Raw genomic sequence first — 15,602 nt, forward strand, 5'->3', positions numbered from 1 at the left:
CTTTCGCATTATGTTGCAGTTTTGCGCGCCCCCCAGCGCCGTCCACTCCCCCTCTCGAAGCAGGATGTTCGCCATGATTCGTATGCCTCTGGCTACCGCCAGTCTGTTGGCCATCGCTATTTCCCTCGCCGGCTGCGGCGAAGGCAAAGACGACAAGGCTGCCGCTCAAGCGCCGACCCCGGCCGCCAGCACTGCCACCCCAGCCACTGACGCTGCCGGCAAGGTCGACGAAGCCGCGGCCAAGGCTGTAGTCGCACATTACGCCGACATGGTATTCGCCGTTTACAGCGACTCCGAATCCACCGCGAAAACCCTGCAAACCGCCATCGATGCCTTCCTCGCCAAGCCCAACGACGAAACCCTGAAAGCCGCCAAGGCTGCCTGGGTTGCCGCTCGCGTGCCTTACCTGCAGAGCGAAGTGTTCCGCTTCGGCAACACCATCATCGATGACTGGGAAGGTCAGGTGAACGCCTGGCCACTGGACGAAGGCCTGATCGACTACGTCGACAAGAGCTACGAGCACGCACTGGGCAACCCGGGCGCCACCGCCAACATCATCGCCAACACCCAGATCCAGGTCGGCGAAGACAAGGTCGACGTGAAAGACATCACCCCGGAAACCCTCGCCAGCCTGAACGAACTGGGTGGTGCCGAGGCCAACGTCGCCACTGGCTACCACGCCATCGAATTCCTGCTCTGGGGCCAGGACCTGAACGGCACCGGCCCTGGCGCCGGCGCCCGCCCTGCTTCCGACTACCTGGAAGGTGCCGGTGCCACCGGCGGCCACAACGAGCGTCGTCGCGCCTACCTGAAGGCCGTGACCCAACTGCTGGTCAACGACCTGGAAGAAATGGTCGGCAACTGGAAGCCGGATGTGGCCGACAACTACCGCGCCACCCTGGAAGCCGAACCGGCCGAGACCGGCCTGCGCAAGATGCTGTTCGGCATGGGCAGCCTTTCCCTGGGCGAACTGGCGGGCGAGCGGATGAAGGTATCCCTGGAAGCCAACTCCCCTGAAGATGAGCAGGATTGCTTCAGCGACAACACCCACAACTCGCACTTCTACGATGCCAAGGGCATCCGCAACGTCTATCTGGGCGAGTACACCCGTGTCGACGGCAGCAAGATGACCGGCGCCAGTCTGTCGTCCCTGGTGGCCAAGGCCGACCCGGCAGCCGACGCCGCCCTGAAAGCCGACCTGGCCGCCACCGAAGCCAAGATCCAAGTCATGGTCGACCACGCCAACAAGGGTGAGCACTACGACCAACTGATCGCGGCGGGCAACGAATCCGGCAACCAGATCGTGCGCGACGCCATCGCCGCCCTGGTCAAGCAGACCGGCTCGATCGAACAGGCTGCGGGCAAGCTGGGCATCAGCGACCTGAACCCGGACAACGCCGATCACGAGTTCTGATCAGCGCGGCTTCAGCCAAAAGGCGACCTGCGGGTCGCCTTTTTTGTGCCCGTGGCGCTCCGTTTCAGGCGCCTGGACGCTTCCTGGCAAGCTTGTCCTGAATCAAACCAAACGATAATTCCTCTTATTCAATCCAGGCGGCCCTGTTAGACTTTGCGCCCTTGTTTTGCTCGTCTTGCAGGATGTCCGATGCCCCCGTCGCTGCTTCGCTGGTCCGCTCTACTCATGGCCTTGAGCCTGAGTGCCTGCGATGACGCTCCGCGCTTTACCCAGGCCGAACCAGGAGAAGCCCGGGCCGGCGGCGCGACCACGGTCAACAAGGCCGATCGCAATGCCTTCTCCCTGCCATCGGCCAACCTGCCACCGACCCGACGCCTGGACTTCAGCGTCGGCAACAGTTTTTTCCGCAACCCCTGGGTGATCGCCCCTTCCACCACCACCGCCCGTGACGGCCTCGGCCCGCTGTTCAACACCAATGCCTGCCAGAACTGCCACGTCAAGGACGGCCGCGGCCATCCGCCCGCGCCGGATGCGCTGAACGCGGTGTCGATGCTGGTGCGCCTGTCGATTCCGGATACCCCGGCCTACGCCAAGGTCATTGAGCAGGTCGGCGTGGTGCCGGAACCGGTGTATGGCGGCCAGTTGCAAGACATGGCGATTCCCGGAGTCGCCCCCGAAGGCCGGGTACGGGTCGAATACGATCCGCTGCCCGTACGGTTCAAGGACGGCACCCAGGTGGAGTTGCGCAAACCCAGGCTGCAGATCACGGACCTGGGCTACGGCCCAATGCACCCCGAGACGCAGTTCTCCGCCCGAGTGGCGCCGCCGATGATCGGCCTGGGGTTGCTGGAGGCCATTCCCGAAGCGGCAATTCTGGCCAACGCTCGGCCCGCTGCCGGCAATAAGGCCATTGCCGGACGACCCAACTGGGTCTGGGATGACGCCCAGCAAAAGACCGTACTCGGGCGTTTTGGCTGGAAAGCCGGCCAACCCAACCTCAATCAACAAAATGTTCACGCGTTCTCTGGTGATATGGGCCTGACCACCCGCCTGAGGCCCTTCGATGACTGCACCGACGCGCAAACCGCCTGCAAGCAGGCCCCCAACGGCAATGGTCCGGACGGTGAGCCGGAGGTCAGCGACAACATCCTGCGCCTGGTGCTGTTCTACACTCGCAACCTGGCGGTACCGGCGCGCCGCGATGTCGATTCGCCCCAGGTCCTGGCCGGCAAGAACCTGTTCTTCCAGGCCGGCTGCCAGTCTTGCCACACCCCAAGCTTCACCACTGCGGCCAACGCCGCCGAACCCGAATTGGCCAATCAGGTGATACGCCCCTACAGCGACCTGCTGCTGCACGACATGGGGGAGGGCCTGGCGGACCACCGCACCGAGTTCAAGGCCAGTGGCCGCGACTGGCGCACTGCGCCCCTGTGGGGCATCGGCCTGACGGAAACCGTCAGTGGCCACACCCAGTTCCTGCATGACGGCCGCGCCCGCAACCTGATGGAGGCGGTGCTGTGGCATGGCGGCGAAGCCGAGGGCGCGAAGCAACAGGTTCTCGCCTTCAATGCCGAGCAGCGTACCGCGCTGCTGGCCTTTTTGAATTCGCTATAAACATTCGTCTCATCTGCTTTCTCCACAACAAAGGGAGCCCGAACATGTTCCGCCCCAAACTGCTGTTCACCAGCCTTGCCGCACTCGCCCTGGGCGCCTGCTCGCCCCAGGACCCACAAGCCGTGACCTCGGCCGCTATCGCCAAGCAGGTGATCCTGCCGACCTACAGCCGTTGGGTCGACGCTGACCGCCAACTGGCCATCAGCGCCCTGGCCTTCTGCGAAGGCAAGGAAAGCCTGGACACTGCCCGTGCCGACTTCCTCCACGCACAAAAGGCCTGGGCCGAGCTACAACCGCTGCTGATCGGCCCGCTGGCCGAGGGCAACCGCGCCTGGCAAGTGCAGTTCTGGCCGGACAAGAAAAACCTGGTAGGCCGCCAGGTCGAACAACTGGTCAGCGCCAATGCGCAGATCGATGCCGCGGCCCTGGCCAAGTCCAGTGTGGTGGTGCAAGGCCTGTCGGCTTACGAGTACATCCTGTTCGACAGCAAGATCGACATGGCCGACAGCGCACAGAAAGCTCGCTACTGCCCACTGTTGACCGCCATCGGTGAACGTCAGAAACAACTGGCGGAAGAAATCCTGGCGGGCTGGAATACCAACGACGGCATGCTCGCGCAGATGAGCAAGTTCCCCAACCAGCGCTACGCCGACTCCCATGAAGCCATCGCTGATTTGCTGCGGGTCCAGGTCACTGCCCTGGATACCCTGAAGAAGAAGCTCGGCACGCCGATGGGCCGCCAGACCAAGGGCATTCCTCAGCCGTTCCAGGCCGACGCCTGGCGCAGCCAGTCGTCCCTGCAAGGCCTTGAGGCCAGCCTCAGCGCGGCTCAGACGGTCTGGGCCGGAGTCGACAACAAGGGCCTGCGCGGCCTGTTGCCAGCCGATCAGAAGCCCCTGGCCGACAAGATCGACGCTGCATACGCCGCCTCGCTGAAACTCTTCGCCAGCACCCAGCGCTCGCTGACCGAAATGCTCGGTGACGACGCCGGGCGCCAGCAGCTCAATGATCTGTACGACAGCCTCAACGTGGTCCACCGCCTGCACGAAGGCGAACTGGCCAAGGCGCTGGGTATCCAACTGGGCTTCAACGCCAACGACGGTGACTGATGATGCTGCGACGTCAGGCTTTGGTTCTGGGCAGCCTGCTGCTCAGTGCGGTGACCTTGGGCGGCTGGACGCTGTTCAAGCAAAAGGGCAAACAGCCCTTGCTGCTTTCGGCCAGGGACGATGGTGACGGCAAGCATTACGCCGTCGGTTATCAGCTGGACGGTAAACAGGTGTTTGCCACCCAGGTCGGCCAGCGTTGCCATGACATCATCAATCACCCGCAGTTGCCGATCGCCCTGTTCGTGGCCCGGCGCCCGGGCACCGAGAGTTACCTGATCGACCTGCGCAACGGCGCGCTGCTGCAGACCGTGACCTCACAACCTGACCGGCACTTCTACGGTCACGCGGTGATCCACAAGGATGGCCAGTGGTTGTACGCCACCGAGAACGACACCCGGGACCCCGGCCGCGGCCTGCTCGGGGTGTATCGCTTCGAAGGCGAGCGTCTGGTGCACAGCGCTGAGCTGTCCACCCACGGTATCGGCCCGCACCAGGTGTCGTGGATGCCCGACGGTGAAACCCTGGTGGTAGCCAATGGCGGCATCCGCACTGAAGCCGAGAGCCGGGTGGAGATGAACCTCGATGCCATGGAGCCCAGCCTGGTGCTGATGCAGCGCGACGGCACCCTGTTGAGCAAGGAAACCCTGGCCCAGCAGATGAACAGCGTGCGCCACATGGGCATCGCCAGCGACGGCACCATCGTCACCGGCCAGCAGTTCATGGGCACCGCCCACGAGCCCTCGGAACTCCTGGCAATCAAGCGTCCGGGCCAGCCCTTCGCGGCCTTCCCGGTGCCCGAACAGCAGCTGCAAGCCATGGGGCACTACACCGCCAGCGTCGCGGTGCACAGCGACCTGCGCCTGGTGGCCCTGACCGCCCCCCGGGGCAACCGTTTCTTCATCTGGGACCTGGACAGCGGCGCAGTGCGGGTCGATGCGCCCCTGCCAGACTGTGCCGGGGTCGGCGCCGTGGCCGACGGTTTCGTGGTGACGTCGGGACAAGGCCGTTGCCGCTTCTACGACTGTCGTCAGACACAGATTGTGGCAAAGCCGCTGGATCTGCCCGCAGGGCTCTGGGACAACCATCTGCATCTGATCTGAAAAAACCTCCCCGGCCTTGGCGCCGGGAGCTTCGCTGAACGACAGGACGCTCATCTGGAACCCGCACGCGACTCGGAGTAATGTCTACCGGGCTTGTTTACCGGGCTTTCCAAGGAAGCGGAATATGCTGCGTCGCCGCATGCTGATCATGCTGGGTGTGGTCCTGTTGGTCGTGCTGTTGCTGGCCGGCTACAAGGCGTTTTCGATCTACAAGATGGTCCAGGTCTACTCGGCCCCCAAGCCGCCCATCAGCGTGGCGGTGATTACCGCCGACGAGCGCCCCTGGCAAAGCCGGCTGCCCAGTGTCGGCAGCCTCAAGGCCCTGCAAGGGGTCAACCTCAGCCTGGAAGTCGCCGGTACGGTCAAGGACCTGCAGTTCGAATCCGGGCAGCAGGTCAAGGCCGGCCAGCCGTTGCTGACCCTGGACAGCGCGGTGGAAAGCGCCCTGCTGGAAACCGCCCAGGCCGACCTCGGCCTGGCCCAGCTGGATTTCGGACGCGGCAGCCAACTGGTGGGCAGCCAGGCGATTTCCAAGGGCGAGTACGACCGACTCTCGGCACAGCTGCAAAAAAACAAGGCCACGGTCAACCAGCTCAAGGCCTCCCTGGCCAAGAAACGCATTCTCGCCCCCTTTGCCGGCACGATCGGCATCCGCCAGGTGGATATCGGCGACTTCCTGGCCAGCGGTACGGTGATCGCCACCCTGCAGGACCTGAGCAGCCTGTACGTGGACTTCTACATCCCGGAACAATCGGTGCCCAAGATCCGCCTGGGACAGACCGTGGAACTCAGCGTTGCGGCGTTCCCCGGAGAGTCGTTCCCCGGCAGCATCAGCGCCATCAACCCCAAGGTCGAGAACAGCACCCGCAACGTGCTGGTACGCGCCACCCTGGCCAACCCCGGAGGCCGCTTGCTGCCAGGCATGTTCGCCGACCTGCAAGTATTGCTCCCCGATCCGCAGCTCAAGGTCGTGGTGCCGGAAAGCACCCTCACCTACACCCTCTACGGCAACTCGGTGTATGTGGTAACGCAAAAGAAAGCCGCCGACGGCAGCCTGGAGAAAGACCCCAAGGGCCAGCCGCTGCTGGTCGCCGAGCGGCGCTTCGTCGACACGGGCGAGCATCGCGGCGGCCTGGTGATGATCAACAAGGGCGTGAAAAAGGGCGAACAGGTGGTCAGTGCCGGTCAGATCAAACTGGATAACGGCGCCGACATCAGCATCACTCCGGACAAGCTGCAACCGGAACAGCCGAACAGCCAGCCCCGCGCCGACTGATCAAGGAATCCCCATGGCCTTTACCGATCCGTTCATTCGCCGCCCGGTGCTCGCGACCGTGGTCAGCCTGCTGATTGTGCTGTTGGGGTTCCAGGCCTGGAGCAAGCTGCCCTTGCGCCAGTACCCGCAGATGGAGAACGCCCTGATCACGGTGACCACCGCCTACCCCGGGGCCAATGCCGAAACCATCCAGGGCTATATCACCCAACCCATGCAGCAGAGCCTGGCTAGCGCCGAAGGCATCGACTACATGACCTCGGTGAGCCGGCAGAACTTCTCGGTGATCTCGATCTACGCCCGGATCGGCTCTAACAGCGACCGCCTGTTCACCGAACTGCTGGCCAAGGCCAACGAGGTCAAGAACAAGCTGCCCCAGCAAGCCGAAGACCCGGTGTTGAGCAAAGAAGCAGCCGACGCCTCGGTGCTGATGTACATCAGCTTCTCCAGCCCGCAACTGAACAACCCACAGATCACCGACTACCTGTCGCGCGTGATCCAACCCAAGCTGGCGACCCTGCCGGGCATGGCCGAGGCGGAGATCCTCGGTAACCAGGTGTTTGCCATGCGCCTGTGGCTGGACCCGGTGAAGCTGGCGGCCTATGGCCTGGCGGCCAGCGACGTGAGCAATGCCGTGCGCCAATACAATTTTCTGTCCGCCGCCGGCGAGGTCAAGGGCGAGTACGTCGTCACCAGTATCAATGCCAACACCGAACTGAAATCCGCCGAGGCGTTCGCCGCTATCCCGTTGAAAACCGATGGCGACAGCCGGGTCCTGCTCAAGGATGTGGCGCGGGTGGAAATGGGGGCGGAAAACTACAACGCCATCAGCTCCTTCGGCGGCGTCCCTTCGGTCTACATCGGCATCAAGGCCACCCCCGGAGCCAACCCTCTGGACGTGATCAAGGAGGTGCGCAAGCTGCTCCCGGAACTGGAAGCGCAACTACCCCCGACCCTCAAGTTAGACATTGCCTATGACGCCACGCTGTTTATCCAGGCCTCCATCGACGAGGTGCTCAAGACCCTGTTCGAGGCAGTATTGATCGTGATTGTGGTGGTGTTCCTGTTTCTTGGCGCCTTGCGTTCGGTGGTGATCCCGGTGGTGACCATTCCACTGTCGATGATCGGCGTGATGTTCTTCATGCAGTTGATGGGCTACTCGATCAACCTGCTGACCTTGCTGGCCATGGTCCTGGCCATTGGCCTGGTGGTGGACGACGCCATCGTGGTGGTGGAGAACATCCATCGGCACATCGAAGAGGGCAAGTCCCCCCTGGACGCGGCCATCGAAGGAGCGCGGGAAATCGCCATGCCGGTGGTATCGATGACCATCACTCTGGCGGCGGTTTACGCCCCCATTGGTTTTCTCCAAGGACTCACCGGGGCCCTGTTCAAGGAGTTCGCCCTGACGCTGGCCGGGGCCGTGGTGATTTCCGGGATCGTCGCCCTGACCCTGTCACCGATGATGTGTGCACTGTTGCTGCGCCGCGAGGAAAACCCCAGCGGCCTGTCCCATCGCCTGGACCGGATTTTCGACAGCCTGAAGCAGCGCTACCAGCGCCTGCTCCACGGCACCCTTGATACCCGCCCCGTCGTACTGGTGTTCGCACTGATCGTGCTGTGCCTGATTCCCCTGCTGCTCAAGTTCACCAAGGCGGAGCTGGCACCGGACGAAGACCAGGGCATCGTTTTCATGCTGGCCACGGCGCCGCAACCGGCCAACCTGGAGTACCTCAATGCCTACACCGATGAGTTCCTGGCGATCTTCAAGGAGTTCCCCGAGTACTACTCCTCATTCCAGATCAACGGTTTCAACGGAGTGCAGTCAGGGATCGGCGGCTTCCTGCTCAAGCCCTGGAACCAGCGCCAACAGACCCAGATGCAAATCCTGCCTCAGGTCCAGGAGAAACTGGCAGGCATTGCCGGCCTGCAAGTCTTCGGTTTCAACCTGCCAGCCTTGCCCGGCACCGGCGAGGGCCTGCCCTTTGCCTTCGTGATCAACACCCCCAACGATTACGAGTCCCTGTTGGAGGTGGCCAACCGGGTAAAGAAACGCGCCATGGAGTCGGGGAAGTTCGCCTTTGTCGACATTGACCTGGCCTTCGACAAGCCCGAGGTAGTGGTCGACATCGATCGGGCCAAGGCGGCGCAGATGGGCGTTACCATGCAGGACCTGGGGGGTACGCTGGCGACCTTGCTCGGCGAGGCGGAAATCAACCGTTTCACCATCGACGGCCGCAGCTATAAAGTGATCGCCCAAGTGGAGCGCGCCTATCGGGACAACCCTGACTGGCTGAACAACTACTACGTGAAGAACAGCAAGGGGGAGGCCTTGCCGCTGTCGACCCTGATCAAAGTCAGCGACCGCGCCCGCCCTCGGCAGTTGAACCAGTTCCAGCAACTCAATGCCGCGACCATTTCCGGTGTGCCCGTGGTCAGCATGGGCGAAGCCATCGACACCATGCGCCAGATCGCCACGCAGGAGGCCCCCGCCGGCTATGCGTTCGACTATGCCAGCGCTGCCCGCCAGTACGTCCAGGAAGGCAGCGCGCTCTGGGTCACCTTCGGCCTGGCCCTGGCGATCATTTTCCTGGTATTGGCGGCGCAGTTCGAAAGCTTCCGCGACCCGGTGGTGATTCTGGTGACCGTGCCGCTGTCGATCTGCGGCGCCCTGATCCCGCTGTTTCTCGGCTGGTCGAGCATGAACATCTACACCCAGGTCGGCCTGGTGACGCTGATCGGCCTGATCAGCAAGCATGGGATCCTGATCGTCGAATTCGCCAACCAACTGCGCCGGGACCAGGGACTCAGCGCCCGACAGGCGGTGGAGCAAGCCGCGTCCATTCGCCTGCGCCCAGTGCTGATGACCACAGCGGCGATGGTGTTCGGCATGGTGCCACTGATCCTGGCCAGCGGTGCCGGAGCAGTCAGCCGCTTCGATATCGGCACGGTGATTGCCACAGGCATGTCCATCGGCACCCTGTTCACCCTCTTCGTCCTCCCCTGCATCTACACCCTGCTGGCCAAGCCGGACGCCTGAGCTGGGGACAAACAAAAGGCCTCGCAATGCGAGGCCTTCAGGTGGCAGTTTCAGGTCTTCAACTCTGGGGTTTCAACGCCTGGCTCATGCCGAACATGAACAGCAGCAGTTCATGATCCGGCTTGACCGCCACCGAGCTCTTGGCCACCCGTGGCAATGGGCAATGTTCACCCTGAGCGGCGCTGAGAACCTGCGTTCGCGGCTGCTCCCAGACAACCATGGCCAAGGAAGCAACTGCCAAGGCTCCTGCCAGGAACAAACCTCGTGCAATTTCTAGCTTCATAGCTATAAACCTTTGATGGGGCTGCCAAACACCGTTCTATAAAGGTAGTAGAGCTTTTGCCAGTCGGTGTCATTCCACGACGAATGGCGGCGCAGTTGCTTGAGGTCGTGGGCCGCGGCCCGGCGGCTGCTCAGGCGCTGACGGCACTTCTCGAAATCCAGCAATGCAATCCTCACCTGGGCCTGCTCGCCCTCGCCATCTACTCGCACGAAAACATGTTTGGAATACAGGCAGCCATGCTGCCAACGGCCCTTGTGCATGCGCGCCAGCGTCTGCGCCAGTGTCTGCAACACTCGTTCGTGCAAAACTTCGCCGTGGCGTTCACGCTCACCTGCGGCATACCAGTTATCGATTTCCACGAAACCGTCGAGCGCAGCGGTCACCAGCAGGGCCTGCCACTGGTGCTCGGGGCCGCGCCGGGCGCCGCAGAACACCAGTTCTGGCACCTCTATATCCAGCGAACGCAGGCTTTGCAGGGCATCACGCTCACGCAGGACGGTCGGACGACCAAAAGGATGCAGAAAACTGCGATGAATATGCCCGATCTGTCGCTTGGCATAGAGCAGACGACCGCCGCTGATCAGGCGCTGCACGCCGCTCTCACCGCCTCGACGCTTATTGGGTTGCTCGACCCATTCACCTTGTTGGTCCCAGAAGTATTCGAAGCAATCTGTGGGCACGGCATCCATTTCCGAAGCACATTCAACAGCCATCCTCTTACCTCTTGCGTAATACGTAGACTCGCCACATGGCGTAGAGCGGAAAGAAGTCCAGATGCTCCTGGACACGAAAACCGGCTTGCCTGAACTCTTCTTCGACCGTAGCCGCCGGTAACACGAAACGATTCTGGTAACCCTCCTGCCCACCTTCGGAAAGCCGCTTGCGCTCCATACGCTTGCGCTTCCAGGCCTTGAAATTGCCATCGACCCATAGCGAGATAATCACGCTGTCACGGGTGACCCGCTGAAACTCCCGTAGCAGCGCCATCCGATGCTCGACCTCGCCGATGTGGTGCAGCAACCGCATGGAAAAAATGCAGTCCACAGCGTTGTCCGGTAAATCGATGGCAAACGCTGACGTCTGCAAGGCTCGTACCCGTTTCACCACGTCGGCCGGTTGCGCCACCGTAGCGGTGCTGAGCATAGCCGCTGAATAGTCAGCGCCAACAATGACTCGATTGGCCTTTTCGGTCAGCAGCGGCCAGAAACGGCCCGCGCCACAGGGCAGGTCCAGCACCAGGCCCGGCTCTCCAGCCAGGGCCAGCGCAGCGCGAGCCAATTGTTCATCACGCTTGTGGGACAACTGTCGCGCCAGTCCTTGCTGGTGCTTGAGCAGGTATTGCTGCGCATGTTGGGCATCGTACTTGTCGGAAAATTCCAGCTTGATCGGTGTCGCCATCATCAAAGTCTCCTGCAACTGATGACGCCACCTTAGGCAGCGACGTGTCAGCGACAGGTCATCCCCTTGTGAAAACTTCGTACCGTCCAACGATGAAATATTTCAGAGTTTTACAGGCAGCAGGCAATGGCCTGGGGCCACTTCAGAAGAAAAATCGACAAGCGAGTGGCCCTGCAAAACAGGGCCTGGCAAGAGTATTCAAGCCTTGGAAGGGGGGAGCTGAACGTGAAAACGACAGCCATTGGGGGTCATGGTACTGAGAGTGACGCTCCAGCCCTGGTTCTCGCAGATGCGCTGGACCAGGGACAAGCCCAGCCCCAGGCCCTCACCGCGTTTTTCATCGCCACGGACAAAGGGCTGGAACATCGCCTCGCGCTTTTCCTCGGGAATGCCCACGCCGCTGTCCTCGACGACAAATCCATCCGCCGCCAGGCTCAAGCGAATGAATCCCTGTTCGGTGTAGTGCAAGGCATTGCGCAACAGGTTGCCCATCACCGCATGCAGGAAGGTGGCGTTGTAGCGAGTTTCACCCGGTTGCCCCGGTTCGAAGATCAGCTCGATACCCTTGGCTTCGATGGATTCGCGCCACACTCCGATCAGGTCATTGGCCACCTGGGTCAACGTCAGCTGCGGCGACATACTGGCATCTTCCCGCTGGGCCCGGGCCAGCATCAGGAACGTCTGCACCAGCTCACGCATTTCTTCGCAGGCCCGGGCAATACGTTCGACCTGGGATCGTCCACGGGGATCAAGCCCAGGGTTTTCCAGGAGCAGCTCGCAGGACGTGGCCAGGACCATCAGCGGCGTGCGCAGTTCATGGCTGACATCACTGGTGAACAGGCGCTCACGGCTCAAAGCCTGGCGCAAACGTCCCAGCGTCGCATCGAAGGCGATCGCCAACTCGCCCACCTCATCCGCCGCATAATCCGGCGCCAGGGGCGGGGCCAGGCCCAGCAATTGATCGCGGTGACGGACCTGGCGAGCCAGACGAACCACCGGTGCCATCACCCTACGCGCCAAGACCCAACCCAGGAACACCGCCAGCGCCAGGCTGAGGACAAAGCCCACCAGCACCACCGCGAACAGCACCCGCTCGCGCTCTTCGAAATCACTCTGATCCTGCAGCAGCACATAACGCCGGCCATCCACCACTTCAACCATGGCGTGATAGGACAGCTGCTCGCGAAACACTTCATGGAAGCCCGGGTCCAGATGCCTCAGGTCCTTGGGCAACTCGAAGTCGCCGCGCCCGCCACTGTAGTAGAACAGCTGGTCGGGCTCGGGGCGGTGATTCCAGTCGGCAACGTTATCCATCAGCAACAGGCGTTGCAGATCGCCGCCAAGGCCGGCGGAGATGAGTTTCTCCTCCACCAGATGCACGGTCGCCACGATGCCCATGGCGAAAGCCCCCGCCACCAGTGCGCTCATCAAGGCAAAGGCGATGATGATGCGCTGGGCAAGGCTCTGCTTAAACTCCATCACGGCCCTCGGCCAACCGATAGCCGACACCGTGCACGGTGTGCAGCAACGGCTTGGCGAACGGCTTGTCGATCACCTGGCGCAGTTGGTGGACATGGCTGCGCAGGCTGTCACTGTCCGGACAGTCATCGCCCCACAGGGCCTCTTCGAGGATTTCCCGGCGCAACACATGGGGGCTCTTTTGCATCAACACTGCCAGCAGCTTGAGGCCCACCGGGTTGAGCTTGAGCAGACGCCCTTCGCGGGTGACTTCCAGGGTATCGAGGTCATAACTGAGGTCACCGACCTGCAGCGCTCGACGACCACCGCCCTGGGCACGGCGCATCACCGCCTCGATCCTCGCGGCCAGTTCGGACAGGGCAAATGGCTTGAGCAGATAGTCGTCGGCCCCGGACTTGAAGCCCTGAAGCCGGTCATCCAACTGGTCGCGGGCCGTGAGCATGATCACTGGGGTATCGCGCCGGGCATCTTCGCGCAGGCGCTTGCACAGGGTGTAGCCGTCGATCCCTGGCAGCATGATGTCGAGCACGATCAGGTCGTAATGCTCGGTGGCAGCCAGGTGCAACCCCGACAGACCATCCTGGGCGCAGTCCACGGTATAGCCCTTGAGTCCCAAGTAATCCGCCAGGTTGGCGAGAATATCGCGGTTGTCTTCGACCAGTAGAATTCGCATCGGCACTCTCTCCGCACACAGTTAGGGCCGTCTTGGCTCGCGCAGCTTAAGGCCAAGTCCGACTCGCCGCCAGCCTTGTCTGACCGATCCTGGGGCACTTTTGCCCCCTTCAATGGCTTAACAAATTTTTCACCGCTGGCTCACAACCTGACTACAGGGGCAAGCCCAGACTGCCGACCGTTTGCCGACCAGAAACAGACAGGAACAGCACTTCCTGGCTTGCCCGCCGAGCAGAAAGAGCCAATGCGTTTCATTGGCCAGAACTCACTGGATGTTCGCCGTGCCAGCGCTGTTGGGTTGTTGAACCTGAACGACGAATCGAGCGTCCTGGAGCTGTTGCAAGACACCCCACGGCCACTGCGGTCCTGGTGGGCAACCACCAACACCTGGGACTGTTCGACAGCAAGGGCCTGGCCATTCTCAGTCCATGCCAGAGGCGGCACCGACAGGCGCCCCTCAATTTCAGGCGCAAAAAAGCCCCGCCGGTTTTCACCGGCGGGGCTTTTTCAGTGCGGGGGTAAGGCTGGCTTACATCATGCCGCCCATGCCACCCATGCCGCCCATGTCTGGCATACCGCCAGCGGCCGGCTTGTCTTCCACGATTTCAGCAACAGCGGCTTCGGTGGTCAGGATCAGACCGCCGATGGACGATGCAGCTTGCAGCGCGGAACGGGTCACCTTGGTTGGGTCCAGGATGCCCATTTCGATCATGTCGCCGTATTCGCTGGTGGCAGCGTTGTAACCGAAGTTACCAGCGCCCTGCTTGACCTTGTCCACCACCACGCTTGGCTCGTCGCCGGAGTTGGCAACGATCTGACGCAGTGGGGCTTCGATAGCGCGACGCAGAACAGCGATACCCACGTCCTGATCGGCGTTGTCGCCTTTGAGGTCCTTGATGCCTTGCAGAGCACGGATCAGGGCTACGCCACCGCCAGGTACCACGCCTTCTTCGACGGCTGCACGGGTCGCGTGCAGGGCGTCTTCAACGCGGGCTTTCTTCTCTTTCATTTCAACTTCGGAGCCAGCGCCAACCTTGATCACTGCAACGCCGCCGGACAGCTTGGCCAGACGCTCTTGCAGTTTTTCACGGTCGTAGTCGGACGAAGTGTCGGCCACTTGTTGACGGATCTGGGTCACACGAGCCTGGATGTCCGCTTCAACGCCAGCACCGTCGATGATGGTGGTGTTTTCTTTGGACAGGATCACGCGCTTGGCGTTACCCAGGTGCTCTAGGGTGGTGCTTTCCAGGCTCAGGCCGATCTCTTCGGAGATCACGGTACCGCCGGTCAGAACGGCGATGTCCTGCAGCATGGCCTTGCGACGGTCGCCGAAGCCCGGTGCCTTGACGGCAGCGACTTTGACGATGCCACGCATGTTGTTCACAACCAGAGTCGCCAGGGCTTCGCCTTCAACGTCTTCAGCCACGATCAGCAGTGGGCGGCCGGCTTTGGCAACGGCTTCCAGCACTGGCAGCATTTCGCGGATGTTGGAGATCTTCTTGTCCACCAGCAGGATCAGCGGGCCGTCGAGTTCGGCGACCATGGTGTCCGGCTTGTTGATGAAGTAAGGCGACAGGTAGCCACGGTCGAACTGCATGCCTTCTACAACCGACAGTTCGTTTTCCAGGCCCGAGCCTTCTTCAACGGTGATCACGCCTTCTTTACCGACTTTTTCCATGGCTTCGGCAATGATGTCGCCGATGGAGTTGTCGGAGTTGGCGGAGATGGTGCCGACCTGAGCGATGGCTTTGGAGTCAGCGCATGGCTTGGACAGACCTTTCAGCTCTTTGACGATGGCGATGGTGGCCTTGTCGATACCGCGCTTCAGGTCCATCGGGTTCATGCCGGCAGCGACGGCTTTCAGGCCTTCGTTGACAATCGACTGAGCCAGAACGGTGGCGGTGGTGGTGCCGTCGCCAGCGTCATCGTTGGCACGGGAGGCAACGTCTTTGACCAGCTGCGCGCCCATGTTTTCGAAGCGATCTTTCAGCTCGATTTCTTTGGCTACGGAAACGCCGTCCTTGGTGATGGTCGGAGCGCCGAAGCTCTTCTCGATAATCACGTTACGGCCTTTCGGGCCCAGGGTCGCTTTTACTGCGTCAGCCAGAACGTTGACACCAGTGAGCATTTTCTTGCGGGCGGAATCGCCGAATTTAACTTCTTTAGCAGCCATGATCGATATTCCTTAAATACTGTGTAGTAGCGGGGAAATACGTGGGA

12 protein-coding genes are annotated in these 15,602 nt (G+C 61.9%); 6 read left to right on the forward strand and 6 right to left on the reverse strand.

Annotated elements, in window-relative coordinates:
* The first annotated feature begins 73 nt into the window (after positions 1-73).
* From ACMGF8_RS29050 to ACMGF8_RS29075, 6 genes are all read left to right on the forward strand, one after another.
* Entirely contained in the window at positions 74-1,414 is a 1,341-nt protein-coding gene (locus ACMGF8_RS29050; RefSeq protein ID WP_102860504.1) for an imelysin family protein, read from the forward strand.
* A 189-nt stretch (positions 1,415-1,603) separates the two neighbouring features.
* The gene (locus ACMGF8_RS29055; RefSeq protein ID WP_416758075.1) at positions 1,604-3,028 is read left to right on the forward strand and encodes a di-heme oxidoredictase family protein; all 1,425 of its coding nucleotides are present in this window, start codon (positions 1,604-1,606) and stop codon (positions 3,026-3,028) included.
* Positions 3,029-3,072: 44 nt separating this feature from the next.
* Entirely contained in the window at positions 3,073-4,137 is a 1,065-nt protein-coding gene (locus ACMGF8_RS29060; RefSeq protein WP_102860502.1) for an imelysin family protein, read from the forward strand.
* A gap of 2 nt (positions 4,138-4,139) precedes the next feature.
* A complete protein-coding gene (locus ACMGF8_RS29065) occupies positions 4,140-5,237 on the forward strand; it encodes a DUF1513 domain-containing protein (RefSeq protein WP_416760399.1) in 1,098 nt (365 codons plus the stop codon).
* 124 nt (positions 5,238-5,361) lie between these two features.
* Positions 5,362-6,513, forward strand: a complete 1,152-nt coding sequence (locus tag ACMGF8_RS29070) for an efflux RND transporter periplasmic adaptor subunit (protein ID WP_115580780.1) — start codon at positions 5,362-5,364, stop codon at positions 6,511-6,513.
* A 13-nt stretch (positions 6,514-6,526) separates the two neighbouring features.
* Positions 6,527-9,550, forward strand: a complete 3,024-nt coding sequence (locus tag ACMGF8_RS29075) for a multidrug efflux RND transporter permease subunit (RefSeq protein WP_102860500.1) — start codon at positions 6,527-6,529, stop codon at positions 9,548-9,550.
* Between the two features lie 58 nt (positions 9,551-9,608).
* Here the strand turns inward: ACMGF8_RS29075 and ACMGF8_RS29080 are convergent, their stop codons facing one another.
* The 6 genes from ACMGF8_RS29080 to groL form a co-directional block, all read right to left on the reverse strand.
* The gene (locus ACMGF8_RS29080; RefSeq protein WP_102860499.1) at positions 9,609-9,833 is read right to left on the reverse strand and encodes a hypothetical protein; all 225 of its coding nucleotides are present in this window, start codon (positions 9,831-9,833) and stop codon (positions 9,609-9,611) included.
* 2 nt (positions 9,834-9,835) lie between these two features.
* Positions 9,836-10,546 (reverse strand): lipopolysaccharide kinase InaA family protein, encoded by a 711-nt coding sequence (locus ACMGF8_RS29085; RefSeq protein ID WP_102860498.1) that lies wholly within the window; start codon positions 10,544-10,546, stop codon positions 9,836-9,838.
* 4 nt (positions 10,547-10,550) lie between these two features.
* Positions 10,551-11,231, reverse strand: a complete 681-nt coding sequence (locus ACMGF8_RS29090) for a class I SAM-dependent methyltransferase (protein ID WP_207166456.1) — start codon at positions 11,229-11,231, stop codon at positions 10,551-10,553.
* Between the two features lie 198 nt (positions 11,232-11,429).
* Positions 11,430-12,710 (reverse strand): sensor histidine kinase, encoded by a 1,281-nt coding sequence (locus ACMGF8_RS29095; RefSeq protein WP_207166457.1) that lies wholly within the window; start codon positions 12,708-12,710, stop codon positions 11,430-11,432.
* Positions 12,700-13,383, reverse strand: coding sequence for a two-component system response regulator ColR (gene colR / locus ACMGF8_RS29100; RefSeq protein ID WP_102860496.1), 684 nt, complete (start codon positions 13,381-13,383; stop codon positions 12,700-12,702). The genes ACMGF8_RS29095 and colR overlap by 11 nt, the downstream gene beginning before the upstream one ends.
* A 528-nt stretch (positions 13,384-13,911) precedes the next feature.
* Positions 13,912-15,555, reverse strand: coding sequence for a chaperonin GroEL (groL, locus tag ACMGF8_RS29105; RefSeq protein WP_047288866.1), 1,644 nt, complete (start codon positions 15,553-15,555; stop codon positions 13,912-13,914).
* Between the last annotated feature and the right edge of the window lie 47 nt (positions 15,556-15,602).

The organism is Pseudomonas sp. BNK-7, assembly GCF_048072025.1.
Classification (GTDB): domain Bacteria; phylum Pseudomonadota; class Gammaproteobacteria; order Pseudomonadales; family Pseudomonadaceae; genus Aquipseudomonas; species Aquipseudomonas danubii.